At 54.9% G+C, this 23,134-nt stretch carries 23 protein-coding genes, 1 other RNA gene and 1 pseudogene; 6 read left to right on the top strand and 19 right to left on the bottom strand.

The window, feature by feature from the left end; genetic code table 11:
* The 16 genes and pseudogenes from AC3DKE_RS09050 to AC3DKE_RS09125 all read right to left on the bottom strand — a co-directional run.
* On the bottom strand, nt 1-977 hold a 977-nt coding region (locus tag AC3DKE_RS09050), incomplete at its 3' end, for an NADH-quinone oxidoreductase subunit L (RefSeq protein WP_487990492.1).
* Nucleotides 974-1,282 (bottom strand): NADH-quinone oxidoreductase subunit NuoK, encoded by a 309-nt coding sequence (gene nuoK, locus AC3DKE_RS09055; RefSeq protein WP_340675763.1) that lies wholly within the window; start codon nt 1,280-1,282, stop codon nt 974-976. The genes nuoK and AC3DKE_RS09050, both read right to left, overlap by 4 nt.
* Nucleotides 1,282-1,779: an NADH-quinone oxidoreductase subunit J gene (nuoJ, locus tag AC3DKE_RS09060; protein ID WP_340675764.1), complete on the bottom strand. Its 498-nt coding sequence runs from the start codon at nt 1,777-1,779 to the stop codon at nt 1,282-1,284. Before nuoJ ends, nuoK begins: the two co-directional genes overlap by 1 nt.
* Before the next feature lie 35 nt (nt 1,780-1,814).
* Nucleotides 1,815-2,357: an NADH-quinone oxidoreductase subunit NuoI gene (gene nuoI, locus AC3DKE_RS09065; protein ID WP_340675765.1), complete on the bottom strand. Its 543-nt coding sequence runs from the start codon at nt 2,355-2,357 to the stop codon at nt 1,815-1,817.
* Between the two features lie 10 nt (nt 2,358-2,367).
* Nucleotides 2,368-3,372: an NADH-quinone oxidoreductase subunit NuoH gene (gene nuoH / locus AC3DKE_RS09070; RefSeq protein ID WP_340675766.1), complete on the bottom strand. Its 1,005-nt coding sequence runs from the start codon at nt 3,370-3,372 to the stop codon at nt 2,368-2,370.
* Complete coding sequence (gene nuoG / locus AC3DKE_RS09075) at nt 3,372-6,092, bottom strand: NADH-quinone oxidoreductase subunit NuoG (RefSeq protein WP_487990493.1); 2,721 nt, start codon at nt 6,090-6,092, stop codon at nt 3,372-3,374. The genes nuoH and nuoG overlap by 1 nt, the downstream gene beginning before the upstream one ends.
* A 27-nt stretch (nt 6,093-6,119) precedes the next feature.
* Nucleotides 6,120-7,445: an NADH-quinone oxidoreductase subunit NuoF gene (gene nuoF, locus AC3DKE_RS09080; protein WP_340676135.1), complete on the bottom strand. Its 1,326-nt coding sequence runs from the start codon at nt 7,443-7,445 to the stop codon at nt 6,120-6,122.
* The gene (gene nuoE / locus AC3DKE_RS09085) at nt 7,445-7,951 is read right to left on the bottom strand and encodes an NADH-quinone oxidoreductase subunit NuoE (RefSeq protein ID WP_340675767.1); all 507 of its coding nucleotides are present in this window, start codon (nt 7,949-7,951) and stop codon (nt 7,445-7,447) included. The genes nuoF and nuoE overlap by 1 nt, the downstream gene beginning before the upstream one ends.
* Nucleotides 7,951-9,735 carry an NADH-quinone oxidoreductase subunit C/D gene (gene nuoC / locus AC3DKE_RS09090; protein ID WP_340675768.1) on the bottom strand — a complete coding sequence of 595 codons (1,785 nt, stop codon included), beginning with the start codon at nt 9,733-9,735 and terminating at the stop codon, nt 7,951-7,953. The genes nuoE and nuoC overlap by 1 nt, the downstream gene beginning before the upstream one ends.
* Nucleotides 9,736-9,788: 53 nt before the next feature.
* On the bottom strand, nt 9,789-10,466 hold the full coding sequence (locus AC3DKE_RS09095; protein ID WP_340675769.1) for a NuoB/complex I 20 kDa subunit family protein: 678 nt from the start codon (nt 10,464-10,466) through the stop codon (nt 9,789-9,791).
* A 43-nt stretch (nt 10,467-10,509) separates the two neighbouring features.
* Nucleotides 10,510-10,890, bottom strand: a pseudogene (locus AC3DKE_RS09100) (NADH-quinone oxidoreductase subunit A); the annotation flags it as partial.
* A 180-nt stretch (nt 10,891-11,070) separates the two neighbouring features.
* A complete protein-coding gene (locus AC3DKE_RS09105; protein ID WP_340675771.1) occupies nt 11,071-12,471 on the bottom strand; it encodes a WS/DGAT/MGAT family O-acyltransferase in 1,401 nt (466 codons plus the stop codon).
* 46 nt (nt 12,472-12,517) lie between these two features.
* Complete coding sequence (locus AC3DKE_RS09110) at nt 12,518-13,729, bottom strand: UbiH/UbiF/VisC/COQ6 family ubiquinone biosynthesis hydroxylase (RefSeq protein WP_487990494.1); 1,212 nt, start codon at nt 13,727-13,729, stop codon at nt 12,518-12,520.
* A complete protein-coding gene (gene ubiH, locus AC3DKE_RS09115; RefSeq protein WP_411729654.1) occupies nt 13,722-14,996 on the bottom strand; it encodes a 2-octaprenyl-6-methoxyphenyl hydroxylase in 1,275 nt (424 codons plus the stop codon). The genes AC3DKE_RS09110 and ubiH overlap by 8 nt, the downstream gene beginning before the upstream one ends.
* Nucleotides 14,993-16,315, bottom strand: a complete 1,323-nt coding sequence (gene pepP, locus AC3DKE_RS09120; RefSeq protein ID WP_411729653.1) for a Xaa-Pro aminopeptidase — start codon at nt 16,313-16,315, stop codon at nt 14,993-14,995. Before pepP ends, ubiH begins: the two co-directional genes overlap by 4 nt.
* 7 nt (nt 16,316-16,322) lie before the next feature.
* Complete coding sequence (locus tag AC3DKE_RS09125; protein ID WP_340675775.1) at nt 16,323-16,922, bottom strand: UPF0149 family protein; 600 nt, start codon at nt 16,920-16,922, stop codon at nt 16,323-16,325.
* 30 nt (nt 16,923-16,952) lie between these two features.
* Between AC3DKE_RS09125 and AC3DKE_RS09130 the strand changes: the two genes are divergently transcribed.
* The 4 genes from AC3DKE_RS09130 (at nt 16,953) to AC3DKE_RS09145 (ending at nt 18,435) form a co-directional block, all read left to right on the top strand.
* Entirely contained in the window at nt 16,953-17,207 is a 255-nt protein-coding gene (locus AC3DKE_RS09130; protein ID WP_340675776.1) for a DUF904 domain-containing protein, read from the top strand.
* Between the two features lie 25 nt (nt 17,208-17,232).
* Nucleotides 17,233-17,529 (top strand): cell division protein ZapA, encoded by a 297-nt coding sequence (locus tag AC3DKE_RS09135; RefSeq protein WP_340675777.1) that lies wholly within the window; start codon nt 17,233-17,235, stop codon nt 17,527-17,529.
* A gap of 92 nt (nt 17,530-17,621) precedes the next feature.
* Nucleotides 17,622-17,803, top strand: a non-coding RNA gene (gene ssrS, locus AC3DKE_RS09140) — 6S RNA.
* Nucleotides 17,804-17,811: 8 nt separating this feature from the next.
* Entirely contained in the window at nt 17,812-18,435 is a 624-nt protein-coding gene (locus AC3DKE_RS09145) for a 5-formyltetrahydrofolate cyclo-ligase (protein ID WP_487990495.1), read from the top strand.
* On the opposite strand, the gene AC3DKE_RS09150 is transcribed toward AC3DKE_RS09145, so the two are convergent.
* Together AC3DKE_RS09150 and AC3DKE_RS09155 are read right to left on the bottom strand one after the other, a co-directional pair.
* Nucleotides 18,407-18,769, bottom strand: coding sequence for a hypothetical protein (locus AC3DKE_RS09150; protein ID WP_340675779.1), 363 nt, complete (start codon nt 18,767-18,769; stop codon nt 18,407-18,409). The genes AC3DKE_RS09145 and AC3DKE_RS09150 overlap by 29 nt on opposite strands.
* Nucleotides 18,770-18,805: 36 nt before the next feature.
* A complete protein-coding gene (locus tag AC3DKE_RS09155) occupies nt 18,806-19,465 on the bottom strand; it encodes a histidinol-phosphatase (RefSeq protein WP_487990496.1) in 660 nt (219 codons plus the stop codon).
* A gap of 139 nt (nt 19,466-19,604) precedes the next feature.
* On the opposite strand from AC3DKE_RS09155, the gene rppH reads away from it, so the two are divergent.
* Together rppH and ptsP are read left to right on the top strand one after the other, a co-directional pair.
* The gene (gene rppH / locus AC3DKE_RS09160) at nt 19,605-20,099 is read left to right on the top strand and encodes an RNA pyrophosphohydrolase (RefSeq protein ID WP_340675781.1); all 495 of its coding nucleotides are present in this window, start codon (nt 19,605-19,607) and stop codon (nt 20,097-20,099) included.
* 4 nt (nt 20,100-20,103) lie between these two features.
* Nucleotides 20,104-22,407 carry a phosphoenolpyruvate--protein phosphotransferase gene (gene ptsP / locus AC3DKE_RS09165; protein ID WP_449304932.1) on the top strand — a complete coding sequence of 768 codons (2,304 nt, stop codon included), beginning with the start codon at nt 20,104-20,106 and terminating at the stop codon, nt 22,405-22,407.
* A gap of 16 nt (nt 22,408-22,423) precedes the next feature.
* Here ptsP and AC3DKE_RS09170 read toward each other — a convergent pair.
* Nucleotides 22,424-23,134: NRDE family protein (locus tag AC3DKE_RS09170; protein WP_487990497.1), on the bottom strand; the 711-nt coding region annotated here is incomplete at its 5' end.

A 23,134-nucleotide genomic window follows, 5' to 3' on the forward strand; every position in this document is an offset into this window, starting at 1 on the left:
CCTAGAGCGAGGAACATATAGCCGATTTGGCTCATGGTGGAATAGGCCAAGATGCGCTTGATATCGGTTTGCACCAAGGCGGCAAAGCCAGCCAACACGAGAGTAACTGCGCCGATGATGCCGACTAGCAGCAAAACATCGGGGGCTAATAAAAACAGCTCATTACAGCGCGCAATCAAATACACACCGGCAGTCACCATGGTTGCGGCGTGGATCAATGCCGACACTGGCGTTGGGCCAGCCATAGCATCGGCCAACCAAGTTTGCAGTGGTAGCTGAGCCGATTTGCCAACCGCGCCGCCTAAAAGCATTAACGTTGCCCAAGTGATCCAGGTGTCGCCATCACCAATGTATTGCGGCGCTAGGCGCATAACTTCTTGAATATTCAGCGTGCCGAGTTCACGGAAAATAATCATTAGGCCGATGGCCATAAGTGTGTCGCCAACGCGCGTCACGATGAAGGCTTTGCGAGCGGCTAGGCCGTTTGCAGGGTCTTTGTAATAGAAGCCGATGAGCAAGTACGAGGCCAAGCCCACACCTTCCCAACCCATATAGAGGAAGAGGAAGTTATCGCCGAGCACCAAAAACAACATGCTGGCGATGAATAAGTTCATATAGGAGAAGAAGCGCTCATAGCCATCGTCACCGCGCATATACCACGAGGCGAAGATGTGAATGAGAAAGCCGACGCCGGTGATGACGCCCATCATGGTCAGCGACAAGCCATCGAGGCGCAGAGCGAATGTTGCATCTAGACCATCGACAGCGATCCATGACCACAGCACTTGCGTGTAAGCGCCGCCCTCTGGCGTGTGCTGCAAGAAGTCATAGCCAACATAGGCAGCGGAGGCGGCGGAAATGGCCATGCTGCCAACGCCGATTAGGGCGGCTACATTTTCGCTAATTCGGCCACGCGCACAGGCAAGAATCAAAAAACCCAGCAGTGGCGCCAGGAAGGTGAGGAATAAAGCGTTCATCCGCGCATCTCGCTGGCTGAGTCGATGTCGAGGGTTTTAAAGCGGCGATTTAATTGCAGCACGATGGCCAAGGCAATCGCGGCCTCAGCGGCGGCGAGCGATATGATCATGATGAACATGATTTGGCCATCGGGCTGAACCCAACGTGCGCCGGCCACGACAAATGCTAGTGCGGCGGCATTCATCATTACTTCCAATGACATCAGCATGAAGAGGATGTTGCGGCGAACCAGCAAGCCCACCACACCTAAACAAAACAACACGGCGGCTAATGCCAAACCATGCTCCATGGGCACTCCAGACATCACGAGGCATCCTCCGAGCGACCAAGGTGATAAGCCGCCACCAATGCCGCCAATAGCAAAAACGACGCTAGCTCAACCGCCAGCAAGTAAGGGCCAAACAAGCTGATGCCGACTTCGCGGGCATCGACCACGGTGTACGGAATCTCATGTGTGCCCATGCCGGTCAGCGCCCAGAGCAATACGGCAAATAAAGCCAAGGCCAAAATCGCCGGCAAAATCCACACTTTCGGCTTCAGCCAAGCACGCTCTTGCGCCACTGTGGCATCGCCGAGGTTGAGCATCATCACCACAAACACAAACAGCACCATGATGGCGCCGGCGTAGACAATGACTTCCAACATGCCGGCAAACGGTGCGCCCAAGGTGAAGAAAATCACCGCCACAGCCAGCAGCGAGACGATGAGATTGAGCAGCGCATGCACTGGGTTTGCGTTACTGATCACGCGCACCGTGGCCAAAATCGCCACTACTGCTGCAACATAAAAAATTATATCCACGCTAGATTCTCTCTCGTTGGTGGCGCTAGTGCCGTTTAAGGCATCAAGCCTTTGACGCTAATTGGCGCGGCTTCGTTTTGCGCATCGCCTTTGGGTTTGCCAGCAATGGCCATGCCCGCAACACGGTAAAAGTTGTAGTCCGGGTTTTTGCCAGGGCCTGAAATCAATAGGTTTTCTTTCTCATAGACCAAGTCTTGACGATTGAATTCAGCCAATTCGAAGTCTGGTGTGAGCTGGATCGCCGTGGTTGGGCAGGCTTCTTCGCACATACCGCAGAAAATACAGCGCGAGAAGTTGATGCGGAAAAACTCGGGATACCAACGGCCGTCTTCGGTTTCAGCTTTTTGTAGCGAGATGCAGCCAACGGGGCAGGCGACAGCGCACAAGTTACAGGCCACGCAGCGTTCTTCACCATCGGGATCGCGAGTCAATACGATGCGGCCACGGTAGCGCGGCGGCACATAAATAGGCACTTCCGGATACATCAAGGTGTCGCGCTTGCGAAAAGCGTGCATAAACACCATAACGATGCTGCGAAGCTGCGTGTAGATGCCGGCCAAAATACCTTTAAGCGTCATGATCGAGACCTCACTGCGGCGTATTGAGCAGGATGACCGCAGCGGTCACCAGCAAGTTAATTAGCGTCAACGGCAAGCACACCAGCCAGCCGAATGTCATCACGCGGTCATAACGTGGGCGCATTAAGGCACCGCGAATGAGCACAAAGAACATGATGAAGAAGCCGGTTTTCGCGGCGAACCAGAAGAATGGTGGGATGCCGTCGAGATAGGGAATTGGCAATGGCATCCAGCCACCCAAGAATAGGGTTGCCAACAGCGCCGACACGACGACAACGCCGACGTATTCGCCGACAAAGAACATGCCCCATTTCAGGCCAGAATATTCGACGTGATAGCCATCGGCGAGCTCTTGCTCAGCTTCAGGTTGATCGAAGGGGTGGCGGTGGGTAACGGCAATGCCGGCGACCAAGAAGGTACAGAAGCCGAAGAATTGCGGCACGATGTACCACATGCCTTCTTGCGCCAAGACGATATCGCGCAGGCTGAAGGAGCCGGCTTGTGCGACTACGCCCATCAAGGCGATGCCCATAAACACTTCATAGGACAAGGTTTGCGCCGAAGCTCGCATGGCGCCCAGCAAGGCGTATTTGTTATTACTGGCCCAGCCGGCAAAGAGCACGGCATAGACTGCAAGGCCAGCCATCGCTAAGAAAAACAGCAAGCCGACATTCATGTCGATCACCACCCAGTCGGGCGTGATTGGTATTACAGCCATGACCATAAGCAAAGACGACAGCGCGATTGCTGGGGCTAGCCAGAAGATCAATTTATCGGCAAATGGTGGCGTCCAATCTTCCTTGAAAAACATCTTCAGCATGTCGGCAGCGAGTTGCAGCAAGCCGAATGGGCCAACGCGGTTGGGGCCATGACGATCTTGCCATAGCGCCAATAAGCGCCGCTCAACGAAACTCAAAAATGCCCCCGACAACACCACGGCAAGCAGAATGACCACCGCTTTCGCCATTTGCGTGGCGATAATAATGAGGTCAGGAGTTAGCCAGTCCGTATTCATTAGGCTTGACCTCCAACAGAGCTCGTCGCCCAGCTCGCCTGTGATGCCACTGCGCATTCGCCATAGCCTTGCGGCAGGCTAACCACGCCATCGGCGAGGCTTTCGCTGATCTGCACAGGCAGGGTTAAAGCCTCACCATCGATGCTCAATGCCAGTGTGTCGCCAGCGCTAATTTGCAAGCTAGCGGCGGTGGCTGATGACAAGGCGGCGAAGGCTTCGGCAATGCGTGGTGCCACGACAGCGGCGCGAGCGCTAAGCTCATCGCTACCGAATAAATGGTGGCGAGCAACGATGCGCAGCTGGCCATCGATAGCGCTAAAGGCAGCAGGAATGTCGGTGAAATAGGCTGTGTCGTGATCACCGCTGAATAAGCGCGTGCCTTCGTCGCCACCGCGTAAATGACCACCGACTTCGTCTTGGAATTTGCTCCACGCTTGCGGCGAGTTCCAGCCTGGCGCGGCAGCAAATGGCACTAATCGCGAGTTTTCATTGGGGCCGCTATAGCCTTCCATAGAAAATGCCAAGGCAGTGTCGATGTCTTGCGAGGCACGCGGCTCATGCACGGAAATATTTGCGCGCATGGCGGTACGGCCAGAGTAACGACGTGGTTCACGGGCAATTTTCAGGCCTTTGATGCGGAAGTCGGCGGCTGGGCCGGCATCCACAATCGCCGCCAATGCTGGATGATGTGCGGCTGTAGCGCCGGTAGCTTCATCGAGCTGAGTCCAGCGTACTTCTTGACCAATGAGCGTGCTGCGCAGGGCATGCAGCCAACGCCATGACTCTTTCACTAGCACGCCATCGTCGTAATAAGATGGGTCGAAAACTTGGAAGAAGCGCTGAGCGCGGCCTTCTTGGTTGACCACAGTGCCATCGCCTTCAACAAAGCTAGCCGTCGATAACACCCAGTCAGCCGCGGCCACTGTGGCATTGTGCTGATGATCAATGGCAACAACGGTGGCTTTCGCCAATGCCGCATCAACACGAGCAGCGCTTGCGCGCAGATGCAGATCATTTTCCAGGACGATTACCGCATCGGCATCGCCGCTATTTAAGGCGTCGAGCGCGGCATCTAAGGACTGACCGCCTAGCAGCGTAGTGCCCAAGCTATTAACTTCGCGCACCACCAAGCTCAGGCCAGCAGATTTTCCTTGCTGCACCAATGCTTTCGTGATGTTGGCCGCGGCTTGAATTACGCCCGCATGCTGAGCGCCAGTACCTGACACCACCAATGGCGCATTCGCTGCCATTAAGTCATCGGCGATACGCTGCGCTAGGCCGGCAGTAACGCCATCAAGATCAGCTACTGCTGGCGCATTGGCATCAATGGCATGAGCAACGGCGAAGCCTAGGCGCGCAATATCTTCTGGCGTGGCGTGGTGTGTGGCTGCAGCGACATCATCTAAACGAGTCGCTTCAACACTGGCGATATACAGCGGCGACAACTCACGCTGGCCAATATCGCGCACACCAAGTGCGTTCCATGACTGCACTTTCTTCTCGGCAGTCATCGCAACAGGTTTATTTTTTACTGATTGGCGAAGGCCTAAGGCCACGCGCGGTGAGGTTTGCGTCAAGTCTTCACCGAGCACAAATATCGCATCTTTTGTTTCGATCTCGCGCAAGCTCGGCACGCGGTCGGCATGTTGCTGCAACAAGCCCAGCACTAAAATATTCAGCGCCTGCTCAGTCGCATTCACCCCGGAATAGAAATTATCGGCACCAACTAACTCGATGAGCGCGTGGTTAGCCTCAAGACTGGCGCGTGGCGAGCCGATACCAATGACGCGTTTCGCCGATTTCAAGCTAGCTGCGATGCCATCGAGCGCTGCATCTAAGCCGCGCTTCTCGAACTCACCAGCCACTTTTTGCATGGGCTGGCGTGGACGATCTTCGCGATTAACAAAGCCATAGCCAAAGCGACCGCGGTCGCACAGGAAATATTGATTCACCGAGCCATTGAAGCGGTTTTCGATGCGACGTAACTCGCCATAACGCTCGCCTGGGCTGATATTGCAGCCAGCAGCGCAACCTTGGCAGATGCTCGGCGCGAACTGCATATCCCATTTACGGTTATAGCGTTCGCTGTGGGTTTTGTCGGTGAATACGCCGGTCGGGCAGACTTCGGTGAGGTTGCCAGAGAACTCACTTTCCAACGTGCCATCTTCAACACGGCCGAAATAGACGTTGTCATTCGCGCCGAAAACACCCAAGTCGGTGCCGCCGGCGTAATCGTTGTAATAGCGCACGCAGCGATAGCAAGCGATGCAGCGGTTCATCTCATGATTGATGAACGGGCCCAAGTCTTGGTTTTGGTGCGTGCGTTTTTGGAAGCGATAACGGCGCGTATTGTGGCCAGTCATCACCGTCATATCTTGCAAATGGCAATGGCCACCTTCCTCACAAACTGGGCAGTCGTGCGGGTGGTTGATCATCAGCCATTCCACCACCGAAGCGCGGAACTGCTTAGCTTCAGTGTCTTCAATGGAGATATAGGTGTTGTCGGTGGATGGCGTCATGCACGACATCACCAAACGGCCGCGGGTGTCGTCAGCATTGGCGTATTGCTTGACCGCGCACTGGCGGCAAGCGCCCACCGAGCCTAAGGCTGGATGCCAGCAGAAATAGGGGATATCAAGACCTAGCGACAAACAGGCGCGCAGCAGGTTGTCGCCGCCGTCTACTTCGTATGATTTGCCGTCTACGTGGATGGTTGCCATGTCGGGACCGTCTTTAAACTAAGGTGATTACGCGGGAGTCGCAGCAGCGGGCATAGCCACACCAGCCACAAACTCATCGCGGAAATATTTAATGGCACTGCCCAAGGGCTCGACCGCACCGGGCGCATGCGCACAGAAGGTTTTACCTGGGCCTAAGAAGCCGACTAATTGCAGCAAAGTTTCGATATCAGTGTCTTTGCCTTCGCCACGCTCTAGTGCGCGCAGTAGCTTCACGCTCCAGGGCAGGCCATCGCGGCAAGGTGTGCACCAACCGCATGATTCGCGCGCAAAAAACTCTTCCATATTGCGCAGCAACGACACCATATTGACGGTGTGATCGACGGCCAAGGCCAGGCCTGTGCCCATACGCGTGCCAACTTTACCGATACCGCCAGCATACATTTGCGCCGATAAATGCTCGGGCAATAAGAAGCCTGTGCCCGCGCCGCCGGGCTGCCAAGCTTTCAGCGTATAACCATCGCGCATGCCACCGGCATAATCTTCAAACAGCTCTTGCGCGGTGATGCCAAAAGGCAATTCCCACACACCTGGGTTCTTCACTTTGCCAGAGAAGCCCATCATTTTTGTGCCGTGATCTTCGCTACCAGGGCGCGCAATACCAGTGAACCAGGTCACACCATTGCCAATGATGGCAGGCACGTTGGACAAGGTTTCGACGTTATTAACGCAGGTTGGCTTACCCCAAACACCGACCGCTGCTGGAAATGGCGGCTTCGAGCGCGGGTTGGCACGACGACCTTCGAGCGAGTTGATCAGCGCAGTTTCTTCGCCGCAGATATAGCGGCCAGCACCGGTGTGCACATACAGCTCAAAGTTAACGCCAGTGCCGAGAATGTTTTGACCGATATAGCCTTTGGCACGGGCTTCATCGAGCGCGCGATTTAGGTTGCGGGCAGCATCGACGTATTCGCCACGAAGAAAGATATAGCCAGTCTGCGCTTCTAGGGCGCGAGCACTGATGATCATGCCTTCGATGAGCAAATGCGGCATTTGCTCCATCAACAGGCGATCTTTCCAGGTGTTTGGCTCCATCTCATCAGCGTTGCAGAGCAGGTAGCGTGGCGTCACACCATCGCTGGGCGGCATCAGGCCCCATTTCACGCCAGTGGGAAAGCCTGCACCGCCGCGACCTTTAAGGCCGGCATCTTTCACTTGGCTAGCGATTTCGCCAGGCGCCAAGGTTTTAAGCGCTTTTTTCATCGCGCTATAGCCGTCTTTTGACTCGTATTCATCTAGCCAAACGGCTTGGCCATCATCACGCAAACGCCAGGTTAGCGGGTGAGTTTCAGCCGAGCGCGCAATGCGATTTACCGGACCGACAGAGGAAAGCATCATGAATACTGCTCCAACAAGCCGGGGATGATCTCGGCAGTTAAGCCACCGTGAGTGTCGTCATCGACCATCATGGTCGAGCCTTTGTCGCAATTACCTAAGCAGCACACCGGCAGCAGCGTGAAGCGGCCATCGGCGGTGGTTTCACCGTAGCCAATGCCGAGCTTGGCGGTGATGGCAGCGAGCACGTCTTCATGGCCATTGATATAGCAGGTCATGGAGTCGCACAGGCGCACCACATGACGACCGACCGGCACGCGGAAAATCTGGCTGTAGAACGTAGCCACGCCTTCAACATCGGCAGCTGGAATGCCGAGAACTTCGGCAATCGCCGGAATGGCGCCATCGGGCACGTAGCCATGAGTCGCTTGCACGATTTTCAGGGCATCAATGCTGGCAGCACGCGGGTCAGGATAATGCGACTTGGCATTTTCCATATCGGTGCGTTCTTGGGGCGACAAAGTGAATCGGCTGGTCGCAATCAGCGCTTGATTATCTGTTTGCATTATCGGTCAACGTCGGCCATCACGAAGTCAATGGATGCCAAATAGGCAATAAGATCCGGGATCATCGCACCGCGAATCACCGAGGGAATTTGCTGCAAATGAGCAAACGATGGCGTGCGGATACGAGTCCGGTAGCTCATCGTGTTCTTATCTGAGGTCAGATAATAGCTATTGATGCCTTTCGTGGCCTCGACCATAAAGCTGGCCTCACCCTCGGGCATGACTGGCCCCCACGACACGCTAGTGAAATGGTGAATCAGCGTTTCAATATCTTGCAGCGTGCGATCTTTTGGTGGCGGCACCGACAGCGGGTGATCGGCCTTGAATGGACCGGACGGCATATTATCGACGCACTGCTGAATGATGCGCAGCGACTGGCGCATCTCTTCCAAGCGCACCATGCCACGATCATAGGCATCGCCGTTATGCGCTAAAGGCACTTCAAATTCGAAGTTTTCATAGCCCGAATACGGACGCGCTTTACGCAAATCGAAATCGACGCCAGTCGCACGTAAGCCTGGCCCGGTAACGCCCCATTCGATGGCTTCGGCGCTGTTGTATTTGGCAATATCGATGGCGCGGTTTTTCAGCACGCCATTTTCCATCGCGGCTTTTTCGTATTCTTTCAGACGCTTAGGCATCCACGCCAAGAACTCGCGAACCAAACGCTCCCAACCATTGGGCAGATCGTGAGCAACGCCACCGATACGGAACCAGGCCGGATGCATACGGAAGCCGGTAATGGCCTCGATAACGTCATAGGCCTTTTTACGATCGGAGAACATAAAGAAGATCGGCGTCATGCCACCGAAATCTTGGATATAGGTGCCGAGAAACAGCAAGTGCGAGGTAATGCGGAAAAACTCCGACAACATCACACGGATGGTTTGCACACGCGCTGGCACCTGAATGCCGGCGAGCTGCTCGACTGCCAGCACATAGGGCATGTTGTTCATCACGCCACCGAGGTAATCAATACGGTCGGTGTAGGGGATGAAACTGTGCCAGGTCTGACGCTCAGCCATTTTTTCCGCGCCGCGATGGTGGTAGCCAATATCGGGCACACAATCGACAATTTCTTCGCCATCGAGCTGCAAAACGATGCGGAAGGCACCGTGAGCAGACGGGTGGTTCGGGCCTAAGTTGAGGAACATAAAGTCCGACTCATCATTGCCTTTTTTCATGCCCCATTCTTCGGGGTTGAAGCGCAGTGCTTCCTGCTCTTGGTCTTGGCGCAAGGCGGTGAGCTGGAACGGATCGAATTCAGTGGCGCGCGCGGGATAATCTTTACGCAGCGGATGACCAACCCAAGTGCGCGGCATCAATAGGCGAAATGGCTGCGGATGGCCAGGAAAATCGATACCAAAAAGATCGATGACTTCGCGCTCATACCAGTTCGCGTTGGCGAATACTGGCGTCACCGTGGGGATGCTCAGATCATCAGCCGAGAGCGCCACTTTGATACGGACATCGCTATTACGATCGATCGATAACAGATGATAAAACATCGTGTAATCGGAAGCCGGCAAGCCGAAACGGTGCTTGCGCAGGCGCTCATCCACCGCCGACAAGTCATAGAGCATGCTATAGGGCTTAGGCAGCTGCTTTAAAAAGCGCAGCACATCACGAATTAAGCTGCGCGGCACCCAAAGCGTCGGCACGCCATCTTTGGTGGGCTGGAAAACCAACTGATCGCCGCCAAAACGGTCGCTAAGCTCGCGCACCACGGCAAACTCGGCACCAGGTAATGGTGCGGCGTTGGAAGTTACTGTAATAGATGCCATGGGGACGTCTTCAGCCATCAGTCTTGTCGTCACTCAATTGTGTTAGGTCGGCGTTATACGTTATCGGGGGTGCGTAAATTCACCACCTCAATACGCTCAGCATTTTTCTCGTCGCGCTTAGGCGTGAGCTCAGGCTTGTATATGCCCTGATCGCCCATCACCCACGACAGCGGACGACGCTCTTTGCCAATTTGCTCTTGCAGAATCATCAATGCTTGCAAGAAGGCTTCGGGGCGCGGCGGGCAGCCGGGGATATAAACATCGACGGGCAAGAACTTATCGACGCCTTGCACCACAGAATAAATGTCGTACATGCCGCCCGAGTTCGCGCAGGCACCCATGGAAATAACCCATTTCGGTTCGAGCATTTGCTCATATAAGCGCTGAACTACAGGCGCCATTTTCATGAAGCAAGTGCCGGCAATGACCATTACGTCGGCTTGGCGTGGTGAGGCGCGAATCACCTCGGCACCAAAACGCGCAACGTCGTGTGGCGCAGTAAAGGCGGTGGCCATTTCCACGTAGCAGCACGACAGGCCGAAGTTATAGGGCCATAAAGAGTTTTTACGACCCCAGTTCACCGCGCCATGAATCATGTCTTCGAGGCGGCCTAGAAAAACGCTTTTGTTGACCTGCTCTTCGATGGGATCAGGCACGCCAGTTTGCGTTTGCTGAATTGGATAAACATCGTTGGCGGCGTTTGGATCAATTTTGGTGAGGGTGTATTTCATGCAATAATCCTCAGGATGCTTTTTTGTCGGCAGCTAAACGCGCAGCACGCTTGCGACGGGCTTCTGGCGCCCAATCGAGCGCACCAACTCGCCAAAGATAAAATAGGCCAGCGAGCAGCACAAAAATAAAGATGGCCGCTTCGATAAAGCCTAGCCAGCCAACGTCGCGGATAGAGATGGCCCAAGCGTATAAAAACAGGGCTTCAACGTCGAAAATCACGAAGAACATGGCGACCAGGTAGAACTTCGCCGACACCCGAAGGCGCGCGCCACCCTGCGGCACAATGCCGGACTCAAAAGGATCGTTTTTGGCTCGGCCCCAGTCGCGGCCACCCAGAAAATAGGGGACAAACAGCATGAAGCAGCACATGCCGACAATGCCGAGTAGAAAGATGCCGAAAGACCAGTAACTGGCTGTTTCCATGACGTCTGGCGTCATTGCTCACTCCTCAGTCGCACCGCTGGTAGCGGCTGGCTTTTAGAGCAAATCAGATCGTTTGCTCAAAAACCAACCTTACAGAACAAGATTTCGCGCGGAGGATACGCTTTTGGGCGACTTAATTCCACACCACGATGGTGGTGTTTATGAATCTAGCCATAGGCTTTATGCCACTGATGCGCTGATGCCACAGGCATAATCACGTTCGATTTCTTCTAGCGCCTCACCCAAATACACGGCAATTTTTTGCACACGCGGCAGCGCCACGCGACATGCCGTGAAGCCAAAGTGCATATGGCCGTCGTAAGACAACAAGGTGATGTTCAATGCTTGGCCATTAAAAATCAGCGACACCGGGTAGGCGCTGAGCAAACGCGCGCCATTTAAATACAGCACTTCGGTCGGGCCTGGCACATTGGAGACCATGGTGTTGTACATCGGGCGCTTAGTGCGCGCTGCCAAGCCCGTCATTTGGCCGATCATAAACGGCGCCATGAGCAGGTTGGTGTAAAGCGTCATGGCCGGCTTGGAGAGCGTGCCGAGCAAGTCTTTATTGGCCTGCATGGAGGCTTTGATGTGCTCAAAACGCGCTTTCGGATCGGCAATATGCGTGCCTAGCGAGGCCAAAGCAAGGCTAATACCATTGCCTTCGCCAGCTTCTTCGCGCGTGCGAATCGAGACAGGAATTGAAGACACCAAGGGCTTAATGGGCAAGTCGCCCTGCTCGAGCAGGTAGCGTCGGAGCGCGGTCGCACATACTGCTAGTACGATGTCATTGAGCGTTCCACCAGCATTTGTAGCGACGGCTTTCATGCGGTCGATAGGCAAGCTTTGCGTCGCGAAGCGGCGTTGCGGGCTAACAATGGCGTTGAGTGAGCAACTTGGCGAGCGATAAGGACCAATCAAGCCAGACTCTGGCGCAGCTCGAAGCATGCGCATCCAAGCCTTAAAGGATTGACCAAGCACGCTCAATACATTGGTGCGAGCTAGCGCTTGAGCAGACTCAGCAATGGCTTTCGGCACGGCGGCGCTAGCACGTTTGAGTGGCGGCATCGCCCAAAAGGCCGGCATATTGGTGTTGCTGGGATCAGGGCTTAAGCAACGGCTCATGGTGCGTGAGCCCGACATGCCATCCATTAAGGCGTGATGAATTTTGAAATAAATTGCAAAACTGCCGTCATCAAGCCCTTCAATGATGGTGCATTCCCAAAGCGGGCGATTCTTATCTAATGGCTGGCTATGCAGACGCGAAATCAGCACGCCAAGTTCGCGCTCGCCACCGGGATGAGGCAATGCAGCATGGCGTAGGTGATAGTCGATATCAATTTTATCATCGACCTCCCAAGCGGGAGCGACCTTGCTACCAAGACCGGTTTTTAGACGCAAATTAAATGGCGATTGATCAACCGGATAGCTTTTCATGCGCGCGATCATCTGACCGACCCAATCAGGGCCGGCGCCCTCGGGCAAGGCATAGCGATGCAGCATAGCCACATGCATATAGGCATCGCGAGATTCGGCGTTAAGAAAGAAGGAGTCGGCGAGGCTGAGGCGCTTAGCGGCCATGAGTGCATCCTGCGTTATTGTTATTTTGTGCCTAATGGTAGCGAGTCTAGCGCCGTCCCTGCAATGCCGTTTGTGCAATGTGCTGCTTTACTAGCCCACTTTTCTCAAAAGCCTTCATGCCGATGTTGCGAAGCACGCGTAGCGCCGGCAGCTCGCTGGCAAAGAGCAAGTCGAAGCCACTCATGGCATGCATCATTAGGCCGTTGTGGCCACGACGAGCGCGGCTGTATTGGCGTTGCGCACGCTCATGCGCCCACTGCAAGCCGGCTTTGCGCTGTGCCACTAGTGCGTCGACTAGTGCGGCAACATCGAGAAAGCCGAGATTGACGCCCTGGCCAGCGAGCGGGTGAATACTGTGCGCGGCATCACCGATTAACACCACGCCATCGCAGGCGTAATGCTCGGCATGCTGCGCCAATAGTGGAAAGCTGGCGCGCTCGCCAAGGAGCCCAACAGCGCCCAACTTGTGCTCAAAAGCTTGAGCCAAGGCTTGCTCAAATTCAGCCACGGGCATTGCGCAATAGGCTTGCGCCTGTTCGTTGGGCAAGGTCCACACTATCGATGACTGCTGCGGATGATCGGTGGGCAAAAATGCCAACGGCCCCGTGTTCAAAAAGCGCTGCCAAGCCGTGGCCTCATGCGGCTTTTCGTGCTCAACGGTGCACACCACGCCGCGCTGATGATAGTCGCGCTGCGCCACAGCGATACCGGCCAGCTCACGCACGCGCGACTGCGCGCCATCAGCAGCTATAACCAACGGCGCGTGTAGCGCATTACCGTCGCTGAGCGTCAAACACCAATCGCCAAGCCCGCGCTCAAGATTAGTCCACGCTTGCGGGGCATAAATACTCAAGCCCGAGTCTTGCGTGACCTGCTGCCAAAGCGCAGTTTGCAGGGCGGCATTTTCAATGAGCACGCCTAAGCTTTCCACGCCCGCGGCTTTTGCGCTGAAATGCACAGCACCGGTGCCATCGGCATCCCATACGCGCATATCGGCATAGGGTGCGGGCCGTAGCTGCGGCCATTTTGCGTGTAGTCCGGCGGCTTGAAGCAAGCTCACGCTTTCTGGCGACAGCGCCGAAACACGTAAACCCCAGTGCTCATTTGCTGCTGCCGGCGTTGGCGGCAATGAGCGCTCGACCACGGCAATACGCAAATCGCGAGCAACGGCCTGCTGACGCAAGCGCAAAACAAACGCGCTGCCAACGAGGCCAGCACCAATCACGATCATGTCGAATTGTTCAGAAGTCTTAGGCATGGTTGAGCCCCATGGCATAACGAGCCAAAGCTGGTTTCGCACCGGGCAAGACATCAAAACCCACTAGGCCAATGTTACGCAGCAAGCTCAGCGCTGGATTTGCCGTGGAGAAGCCGCGCACGAGGCTGTCGGAGAAGCGAATAATTTGCGATTGATCTTGCGTGCGGGCGGCGGCGTAGGCGGCTAAATCTTGCTTATCGCCCAAGTCTTTGCCCTGCTGATGCGCATCCGCGAGCTGTGCGCTCAGCACGAGGGCATCGCGCACACAGAGGTTGTAGCCCTGGCCAGCAACGGGGTGCAGGCTGTGCGCGGCATTACCTAAAATCACGGCGCGACCTTGCACTTGCTGGCTGGCGACCATGAGCGTGAGGGGGTAGGCGTGGCGCTTGCCAACGCGCAGGAAGCGACCGGCGCGGCGACCGAAAGCTTTTTGCAGAGCGGCGATAAAGTCGGCGTCATTTAGCGTCTGTACTCGCGCGGCTTCAGCTTCATTTAAAGCCCAGACCAATGAGCGGCGACAGCCAGCGGCGGTGGCATCTGCCACGTTGATGGGCAAATCAGGTAGCGGTAGCAGCGCTATCGGGCCATCGGCGGTGAAGCGCTCGTAGGCGACTTGCTCATGCGGCAGACTAGTCTCACACGCGGTAACTATGGCGGTTTGGCCGTATGGTTGGCTGCGCACATCGATACCTAACCAAGCGCGACTTTGTGATTGCGCGCCATCGGCGGCAATGAGCAGCGGCGTGGATAAAAGTGTCTCTTCAGCGCCTTGCGAATCGGCCGCGCGGTAACGTACTTGCGCCATCTCGGCCGTGCTCGTCACCTGTGTCACGCGCACGCCATCTTTTAGACTCACCGATGGGCAGCGCCGCAACGCCGCCAGCAGAACTGCCCCCAACCACGCATTTTCTACCACATAGCCAAAGCTATCGACATTTTCCTCGGCCGCACTCAAGCGCGCCATGCCAAAGTGACCCTTATCAGAGACATGAATCTGATGAATCGGCGTCGCATGTGGCGCCAGCTCAGACCATACGCCAAGCTCTTTAAATGCCTCAATGCTGCGCCGCGACAAAGCTGTATTGCGCGCATCGAAGCTTGGCGTATAGCTAGGGCTCTGACCGGGCGCGAGTGCAGGCGGCAATTTAGCTGCCTCCAACAAAGTCACTGACAACTCTGGCGCAGCCTTAGCAATGAGCAGCGCCAGCGTGACGCCGACCATACCGCCACCGACAATCACTACACCCGAATCGGCCAAGTCGCTCATGCGCTACCCACCAAAGCTTCAATCTCGGCAATGGTTTTCGGTGCTTTCGCAGTCAACACGTGAGGGCCAGATTCAGTGACCACCACATCATCCTCAATACGAATGCCGATGCCGCGCCAACGCGCTTCCACCGTGTCGTCATCAGGCGCGATATAAAGCCCCGGCTCCACGGTTAACACCATTCCCGGCGCAAATGCGCGCCATTCACCATCGATACGATAATCGCCGACATCATGCACATCCATGCCCAGCCAATGACCGGTGCGATGCATATAGAAGCGACGATAATCGCCAGCCTCAATGACCGCTGAAAGCTCGCCCTTAAGCAGACCGAGCTCAAGCAAGCCTTCACACAGCACGCGCACCGCCGTCTCGTGCGGCAGCTGCCAAGAATTACCCACCTGCACGACATCGATGGCAGCGAGCTGAGCCGCTAACACCACTTCATACAAGGCTTTTTGCTCAGCTGAAAAACGGCCATTTACTGGAAAAGTACGCGTGATGTCAGCGGCGTAATAGGCCAGCTCGCCGCCAGCATCAATCAATACCAAATCGCCATCGCGCAGTTCGGCGTTGTTTTCGGTGTAATGCAAAATGCAGGCATTGGCGCCGCCGCCAACAATGCTGCCGTAGGCCGGCGCTATGCAGCCGTGACGAGTAAAGCTGTGCAGCAATTCCGCCTCTAATTCGTACTCATAGCGCCCAGCTTTGGCCACGGCCATGGCGCGGCGATGGCCTTCGGCGCTCAAATCCGCTGCCGCCTGCATAATCGCGATCTCAGCTGCCGACTTAATCAACCGCAAAGGATGCAAGGCCTGATCTATCGCATGCAGCGATTGCGGCGCCTCAACACCCGCACGCGCCTGCGATCTCACGGCGTTTATCCAGCCAGCTAAATCAGCGTCAAAAGCCGTTTCTGTCGCCATCGGCGCATAAACCTGCTTACGCCCAGCCAACAACTCAGGCAATTTAGTAGCTACATCAGCAATGACAAACGCCTGACTTGCGCCAAAATCACTGACTGCGCCTTCGGGGCCCGCACGGTAGCCATTCCAAATTTCCATGGCGCGGTCGCGGTCGCGACAAAACAGCACAAACTCGCCTTCAGCTCGGCCTGGCAACAGCACCAGCAATGCTTCCGGCTCAGCAAAACCAGTGAGGTAGTAGAAGTCCGAATCTTGTCGATAGCGATATTCAGTGTCGCGATTGCGACGATGATGCACGGCTGCCGGAATAATCACGGCGGCATCGCGGCCGACACGCGCCATCAAAGCCTGACGGCGGCAAGCAAACTCTTCCGGCGAAATACGAACGGTCATAAAAGCCTCAGTGGAAAGTTGGGTCGTCGGACCTGCTTTCATTGCTAGAGTCGTGGCCATGCTCTTCGCGCGGCGCCATTTCTTCAAACAAATGCATAGAGGCTAAACGCACAAACTCATGCAGCTCTAAATACGCAGCTTCGCCTTCTTCATCGTCGTCATCGACGCTATCGACCTGGGTGATGTGCGCTAAATCCTGCAATGTTTCGCGCATAGACGCTTCCGCCAGCACTGGGCTATTGGCCGGTGCGCCTAAGCCGATGCCAGCGAGCAAGCCACGGCAAAAGTCGGCCAAGGCGACAACCCGCAGCTTCAGCGCTTCGTCGTCATCGGGCAGCATCGGCTTAAACGACAACTCATCGGCGTTTAAATCTTCCAAAGTTTGTAGCTGCAACTGCCAAAGACTGGCAATCATCCCGTCAGAAAAGGTAGATACTGGGTCGGCATGGCCTTCCAGTGTTTTCATCAAGGCGTGGCGGTTTAAGCGCGCACCAGCAACCAATAGACCAGAGATCAAACCATGAAGCTCGGAGCTACTACAGTCGGCGTTTACTTCGCTGAGTAACAGCGCGAGAGATTCTAGGGTTGGTAAATTCGCCGCTTGCATGATGTCGGCCTCCTGTTGGCATGAGCAAGGATGAATCTTATAGTAGCGGCTGACTTTCTTCACGGCGAACCGAATATGCGTGAGCAAGATTTCCAAGCGCTGAGCCGTCATCTTGAGCAATTGCTTGAGCGTTATCGTGCCAGCCAACAACAATGTAGCGCGCTACAAGCCCGAGTTACTGAGCTTGAGAATGAGCGTGAAGATTTAAAACACCGCAACGAGGTCGCTCGCGATCGCGTCGAGGCCATCATCACGCGGCTAAAAGCACTCGATACATCGAGCTAATGCCGCCTCGTCTATAGGTCCCGATATGAGCGCAGAAAACAATACTCTGGATATTTTCATCCTCGACAAAGCGTACAAAATTGCCTGCCCGCCCGCCGAGCAAGATAATTTGCAGCGCGCGGCACAATTTCTTGATCGAAAAATGCGCGAAATTCGCGGCAGTGGCAAAGTTTTAGGTCTAGAGCGCATCGCCGTGATCGCCGCGCTGAACATCAGCCATGAGCTATTAAGCCGGCAGCAAGCCGATAGCGAGCCACAAGTTAGTCCCGAGGCCATGGCAGGCTTACTAAAACGGATGGAAGTAGCGCTGACAGAGTCGTAGTTTCAACATCGTTAGCAATTACCGTGCTGAGACGCTACGGTTTTATAACAGACTAGACTTAGCAATATTAAGTCACTTGCGTATACTAAAGTTCTTCTCTGGGGTGTTCGCCAGTTTTTCATATCCCCTGAGCCGATGTTTAAACCATTGGGATGTGTTCGTTTGTAGCTGTGTGCATGTCCGCCCGTCGGAAAGCCTAATGTTATGACGCCGCATCCCCCTTGAACCGCAGGGTTCAAGGGAGACGACGAACAGCGGCACTCTCGGAGAAACTATTCATCTATGGTGCGTTTGCGTCATCAACTCAGACAATCCCTTAGGCTTTCGCGCCGCTCGCTGACATCAGCTCAGCAACAAGCTGCGGCACACGGCCTCGCTCAACAACTCTCGAAATTACCCAAACTGTCATCTTGGCGGCACGTTGGCCTGTACTGGCCCGCTGATGGCGAAATCGACCCTAGCTTGTTTGCTCGCCTGCTTTATAAGCGTGGCATAAAGCTGTATTTGCCAGTCATTGCACCGCGTAAACATGATCACCGGCTACATTTTTTGGCTGCCCCTACAATGGCTTATGCCAGCAAAAACCGGCATCAATTAAGGCTGCAACCGTGGCCAGCTAAGCGCAATCGCTTTGGTCTTCGCGAGCCGTTGGGTCGGCAGGTCATGCGCCCAGAAAAGCTAGATGTGCTGCTGATGCCCCTAGTCGGCTTTGACGCCAATGGGCAACGCTTGGGCATGGGCGGTGGTTTTTACGATCGACTATTGGCGCGACTGCAACGCGGCGTTAAGCGCCCACAGCTCATTGGCCTCGCGCACCGATCACAACAGGTATTAGCGCTGCCAACGGAGCAATGGGACGAGCCTGTCGATATCGTTGTTACGGACGCGGGGCATCTGCGTCGCTAGCCAACACACTTAAGCGCTCATTGGCTAAAACGTCGAGCACATGCAGTTTTTGCTCAAAGGTCATGCTCGGGATGAGCTCCGCCCATTGCGTACGCTGCTTGTTTTCACCTTGATCGGCTTGCGCCAAGACATCAGCCAACGCCGCGTCTAGGCGCGCCACGTCTTTATTTTGGGCAATTTCAGCCAACACTTTATCTTTTTCCACTGCCGAAGCGCTTAGGCGTGTGGCATCGCGCGAGCCCAGCAAACCTATGCCGCCATTCAACCCCGCCCATTGAATGCTGCACGCCGACAGCATCATGATCACCGCAAACATCGTTAATAGACGGCGCATGGCCAGCTCCTAAAGGGCTACTTAATAGAAAATCACTTAATCACGAAGGCTGAGCTGTTGCCAGCCCCGCTCATCGGCAATGCCAGACAAAATTGGGTCGGCATCGACTGCAATAGGATGTGTAACACGCTCTAGCAATGGCAAGTCGTTGCGCGAGTCAGAGTAGAACCATGAGCCTTCGAGGCTGTCGTCATGACCTTTTAGCCACGCTTCAAGGCGAGTGATTTTACCCTCCTGAAAGCATGGCACGCCGAGCACTTGCCCAGTGTAATGGCCATTTGCATCTTGCTCGGGCTGAGTCGCAATCAGATGTTCAACGCCCAAACGTTTGGCGATAGGCCCAGTCACAAACTGATTAGTCGCAGTAATGATAACCAGCGTATGTCCAAGCTGTCGGTGCTTCTCAAGCAAGGCCTGCGCCTTTGGCAGCAGCATCGGCTCGATGCGCTCACGCATAAACTCCGCATGCCATTGCGCCAAAGTCGCCGGCGTATTGCGTGCCAATACAGCAAAAACAAACTGACAAAATGCATTGATATCCAGCGTACCGGACTGATAATCGGCGAAAAATCGGTCATTAGCGCGCGCATACGCCTCGGCATCTACATGGCCTTTTTCGGCCAAAAACTCACCCCAAGCGTGGTCAGAGTCGCCCGCCAGTAGCGTGTTATCCAAATCAAACAAGGCAAGAGTCATCTTAAGCTCATCAAATAGGCCATAAATTCGCTTCTAGGATACTCATTTAGCATGAATAAATCGCGCCTCATCCTTGCCGATATCGCAGCACTGCGGTACTAATACGGGTAATAAATCTAAGTTTTTCAAGGACTCTCCAGTGATCGACGGGGACGGCTTCAGGCCCAACGTGGGCATCATTATTACTAACGACTCGGGCGATGTGCTCTGGGCCAAGCGTTATGGCCACGATGCCTGGCAATTTCCTCAAGGCGGCATCAGCGATGGCGAAACGCCTGAGCAAGCTATGTATCGCGAGCTTTGGGAGGAAGTTGGCCTTGATCCTGAGGATGTCACCATCCTGGCTCAAACTCGCGGCTGGCTGCGTTATCGTCTACCTAAGCGCTTCATTCGTAACGACAAACCGCCATTGTGCATAGGCCAAAAGCAAAAATGGTTCCTGCTAAAACTGGTTGGTGCAGAGTCGCGAGTCGCGCTCGACAAGCAAAAGCACGCTGAATTCGATCATTGGCGATGGGTTAGCTATTGGTTTCCTCTCGACCAAGTTGTGTCATTTAAACGCGAGGTCTATCGCAAAGCATTGAAAGAGTTGCAGCCTCGTGTGCCAGTCGCCTTAACCGCCAAGGCAGGATGAACGAATGCCATTAAACACCGATTCGAGCATGCTGGAAATTTTGCGCCGCATCGTTCAGGAGGTCGACTCTGCCCCGAACTTTCAAGCCGCACTCGACATTCTCGTATCCTCAGTGCGCGAAGCCATTGGTACAGAAGTATGCTCAGTTTATTTGCTCGATGATCGCAATAATCGTTTGGTGTTAATGGCCAATGAAGGCTTCAATCGTGAAGCCATTGGCGTCGTCAGTATGGCCATGGATGAAGGCTTGGTCGGCCTCTGCGCCACTCGTGAAGAGCCAATCAATTTACAAGATGCCGCCTCACATCCACGTTATCGCTACTTCCCTGAAACCGGTGAAGAGCATTACAACGCGTTCTTGGGCGTGCCCATCATGAACCGCCGCAAAGTGCTCGGCGTTTTGGTTATGCAGCAATGCGATAATCGCCGCTTTGACGAAGGCGAAGTGGCCTTTATGGTCACGCTCTCGGCGCAGCTTTCCGGCGTGGTCGCGCACGCTAAAGTGCTCGGACAGCTTGAGATATCAAAAGGCTCACGCGGCAGTGCCACTCAAATATTTCAAGGCCTTACTGGCGCCCCAGGCGTCACCATTGGCCGCGCAGTAGTGCTCTACCCACCGTCCGACCTAGATCAAGTGCCTGATCGCGCGGTCGATGACGTCGACTCTGAACTACTACTCCTAGCAAAAGCACTGAACACCGTTCGTGAGCACGTTCGCGCGCTAGATGAACGCATGCGCGGCAGCCTTTTGCCTGATGAGCGCGCACTATTTGATGTGTATTTGCGCATGCTCGACGATAATGCTCTTGGTGGCGAAATTGCCGAGCGCATTCAAGACGGTAACTGGGCACAAGGCGCATTGCGCTCGGTCATTGATGAGCATTTGCAAAACTTTGCCAAAATGGACGATCCGTATTTACGCGAGCGCATGTCGGATGTGCGCGACCTTGGTCTGCGCTTATTGGCGCAGCTGCAAGAGCAAGAAAGCGAAGAAATCCGCGAGTTCCCCGACAATAGCATCCTAATTGGCGAAGATATCTCCACAGCCATGCTGCTTGAGGCTCCGCTAGATAAAGTTTGCGGTGTGGTATCGGCAACTGGTGCCGCCAACTCGCACATGGCCATTGTCGCTCGAGCGCTAGGCATTCCCACCGTGGTGGGCGTCAGCGATATCCCCGTGACCTCGCTCGACGATGCGGAAATGATCGTTGATGGCTATATCGGTCGCGTTTATGTGCAGCCTTCGCGCATGCTGCGTAAGCGCTACAAAGACATCATCAAAGAAGAGCAGCAACTCACCGCCGAACTCGATGCCTATAAAGACAGAGACGCAGTCACGCCAGACGGTTTCGCTGTCTCGCTTTGCGTAAATACTGGCTTGATGGCCGATGTCGCGCGCGCTAAGGATCGCGGCGCTGAGGGCGTGGGTCTTTACCGCTCAGAAATCCCCTTTATGTTGCGCGAGCGCTTTCCCAGCGAAGAAGAACAGCGGCAAATTTATCGCCAGCAGCTGGAGGCCTTTGCGCCGAAATCAGTCACCATGCGCACGCTCGATATTGGCGGCGATAAAGACCTTCCATACTTCCCGATTCGCGAAGATAACCCCGCCCTTGGCTGGCGCGGCATTCGCGTCACGCTAGATCATCCTGAGATTTTCATGGTGCAAGTTCGCGCCATGCTAAAAGCTGCTACTGACCTGAATAACTTGCATATTTTACTACCCATGGTGACATCGGTGAGCGAAGTAGAGGATGCCGTGGCGCTAATTCATCGCGCCGTGGAAGAGCTACAAGAAGAAGGTGAATACGCAGTTACGCTGCCGCGTATTGGCGTCATGGTCGAAGTGCCAGCAACCATTATTCAAATCGCCGACCTTTGCCGTTTGGTCGATTTTGTCAGCATTGGCTCAAATGACTTAACGCAGTATTTGCTGGCCGTTGATCGTAATAACTCCCGCGTCGCCAACTTATATTCAGCCTATCATCCGGCGGTTTTACGTGCCGTGCGCTATGTCGTTAATGAGGCTCACCGCGTTAACAAGCCAGTGAGTATTTGTGGCGAAATGGCCGGCGACCCAGGCACCGCTATTTTGCTGATGGCCATGGGTTTTGACACGCTATCGATGAGCGCGAGTAACTTGCTGAAAGTGCGCAAGGCCATCTGCCTAACGCCAATGGCGCAGGCGAAAGCACTTTTGGAGAGAGTGTTAGCCTTTGATAAGCCGGAAGATATTCGTGCTGAAGTGGAAGAAGAGCTAACGGCACTGGGCTTGATTGATCTGCTCAGGCCTAGCACAAGCGCGACATAAGGCCAGCTTCACCGCGCTAACGCACCAGTGAAAACTGAACACGTTCGCCGATATTGAAGTCTTGCTCATGCCATTCGACGCTCTCTCGACTCAGGCGTAACCATGTCGAGTTGCGCGTGCCATAAGCTGGTGTGCGGATGCATATTGGCGAAAGTGCTCGCTCCATTAGGATGCCAACGCCGGTGTCGGGCAGATCTTCGTCGCTGGCCATGGCGGTGTCGCTCAATAAAGCCAAGGCATAACCAGCATTCATTGCCACTTTGGCGCTACTGCAGCTTTCTACTAGAGACTCACTCAGACTCCATGCTTTCGCCGCGCCGACTAAGTGCTGCAACTTAGGCCAGGGCGTGTTTAGCCTCGCATTCGATAAGCCATGCCAGCCTGGGTTAACGGCCTGCACCTGGCCACGATCATCGACACAAAATAGCTGCTGGCCATCGCAGAGTAATAGATTAAATCCGGCGTAATCGTTGGCCTGCGCAGCGATACGCTCGGCGGCAATCAGCGCCGATTCATCACTGCTCAAAAATTGCGCAACCAATTCACCTCGCGAGCGTAAGCCAGCGGCCTTCGTGGGGTCGCGAAAGTTTGTTAGCGCGGCAAAGCGACCGTTCAGCGTGACGCCCATCCAGGTGCCGCCAGCAACAAGGTCTCGACCGGCCAAGATCTGTGGTGCCTCTAGCCAATGCTGCGTTGGCGCTGCTGGGCGTGCGAGAAATTCATCGCG

Source organism: Paraperlucidibaca sp., assembly GCF_982810325.1.